Source organism: Nitrospira sp. BLG_2 (assembly GCF_049222245.1).
On record NZ_JBLYIG010000126.1, the window covers coordinates 1 to 2,306 of the forward strand.

Consider the following 2,306-nt stretch of genomic DNA (forward strand, 5'->3'; position numbering starts at 1 on the left):
GCCGGTAAAGTGAATCGGTTGATGGTGTTGCGCTCGTGCGATATTCAAGAGAAGTTGCTTCGATTGCGACTCGGTAATGGCGTCGTCATAGGCGATGACGGCGCGAGTCAAGGTCACCGGTGAGAGGCAGCCTGGTAGTGACATCAGGCAAAAGAGCGCGAAGAGAATGACGGGCGCGGAGGTGGAGAGCTTCTGTCTCATCTGTCGGTCGCTGCAGCGCGCGCCTTCTACTCAATCGGAGGCAATTTGTATCATAATAAACTCGGAGATGCCTAGCCGAAGAAAGGATAGGTGCATGACCGCATCTAGACAACGGCGGGATGCGGTTCCTCCCTATCGATGCGCTGGACGACCATTCGTACTGGGACATTCGGACGTAGGGTCATGACCGGCTCAGGTTGGATCGTCTGTCCGTCGACCAAGCGTAGTTGGAATCTCGACGCAACCGTGGCGAGGATCAACAGGCCTTCCAGCTCTGCGAAGGACTCCCCGAGACAACGGCGTCCACCGGCACCGAAGGGGAGGTAGCTATAGGGTGTATGAGTTGGTTTCGCTTCGTCGGAAAATCGCTCGGGGTCGAATCGGTTGGGATCTGGGAACCATCGCGCATTGCGATGCAGGCTCCAGGGACTGATAAAGACCCATGCACGGGATGGAAGCACGGCACCTGACGGGAGCCGGTCCTGAGCATGGGCGACGCGGGTATGGAGGCTCCACGCGGGAGGATACAGCCGAAGCGACTCTTCCCAGACCATCTTCGTATACCGCAAACGAGGCACATCAGCAGCAGTTGGACAACGGCCACCTAAAACCTGGTTCAATTCGCACGCAAGCCGTTCCTGTACCGGTCGAAATTGCGCCAGCAAAAACCAGGTCCAGGTCAGCGCATTGGCGGTGGTTTCGTGGCCGGCGAGCAAGAAGGTTACGATCTCGTCACGGATCTCCTTATCACTCAGCGGACGGCCATCCGCATTTCTCGCGGCGAGCAACAGCGCCAGCACGTCATCGCTCTGATGAGACGCCGTACGTCTCTCCTCGATCATCCGCCGAATCATGGCTTCCATCGATCGGTGGCCTCGGGTGAACCGGCGGTGGAGTTTTGTCGGAACCCACAGGGGAGTGCAACTTGCCAACAGGGAGTCATACTGTAATTTGATTAAACTTTGCCCAACCGCAATAGCCTCCCGGATCGTGTCGGCTTCGGAGTCGACGTCTCGTCCAAAGAGTAGGCGCCAGATCACAGACAGAGTCAGGTGCGCCATCTCGTGTTCAATATCAACGGTCGTTCCATGTTGCCAATGCCCCACGAGGTCACAAGCCTTGCCCGTGATCAAATCGGTGTATGCGGCAGCATGATTTCCGTGGAAGAAGGGGAGAAACAGCCGTCGCCGGCGGTGATGGATCTCGCCTTCCGTGTGGAGCACACCTTGACCAAATATCCGAGATTCGACAGGAGGGACCGGCGCTTTCCGATAATTGTCTTGATTCGTCACCAGGACATGCTTGATGTCGGCCGGATGGTTCAGTACATACATGGCGGCGTCGCGCTGCCCTAAGAGAAGGTCGACGACAAGACCCATCGGAAGTTTCACAACGTCCCCGTAGGCGTGACAGCGCAAGAGGAACCCGAGAGTGTCACGGCGAAGTTCGGGAAAACATCCTCGCCAGCGAGAGACCGGTGGACCGGAAAGGGCAGGTAGTGGAGTCGTCTGATCGATCATGCGGCCTTCGCGTCGCTCGTGAAAGCTACCAGCTGTATCGTCTCCATGGTCAATGAGTTCCGGCTGGAACTTCGGCCGTCCCCTTCAACTCTTCACGAATCGTGGACAGTGCGATCAACGACAAGACGGCGCACAGGCTGACATACCATCCAGGAGCAAGCGCATTCCCGCTCCGTTCCATCATCACTGTGGCCATCAACGGTGCGGTCCCGCCGAATAAGGCCGAGGCGATATTGTAAGAGATTGAGAGACCTGTGTAACGCTGCGCGACTGGAAAGAGAGTCGCCACAATTGCAAAGAAAGGACCCATATAGGCCGACACGAACACTGTAATCAAGACCTGGGCCGTGACGATCAGTGCGAGATGACCGCTGCTCAGCCAAGAAAAGAACGGGACTGTGCCGAGGGCAAGACCCGAGGCGCCGGCGGCCAGCACCCATCGATGCCCGACTCGATCGGACAGCTTGCCCATGAATGGAATCAATATCGCCAACAGCGCCATACACATCGTGTTGATCAGCAGCGCCCCTTCCATCGGAAGGTCGGTGACTTTGATCAGATAGCTGGGGAGAAATACATAGAAGA

At 57.0% G+C, this 2,306-nt stretch carries 2 protein-coding genes and 1 pseudogene; all 3 read right to left on the reverse strand.

What is annotated here, in order from left to right; translation table 11 throughout:
• A pseudogene (locus ACOSYY_RS03655) lies at positions 1-201 on the reverse strand (hypothetical protein); the annotation flags it as partial.
• 104 nt (positions 202-305) lie between these two features.
• Positions 306-1,592 carry a cytochrome P450 gene (locus ACOSYY_RS03660; RefSeq protein ID WP_421660912.1) on the reverse strand — a complete coding sequence of 429 codons (1,287 nt, stop codon included), beginning with the start codon at positions 1,590-1,592 and terminating at the stop codon, positions 306-308.
• Positions 1,593-1,770: 178 nt separating this feature from the next.
• Positions 1,771-2,306 (reverse strand): MFS transporter (locus tag ACOSYY_RS03665; RefSeq protein WP_421660913.1); only part of this gene is annotated, 536 nt, incomplete at its 5' end.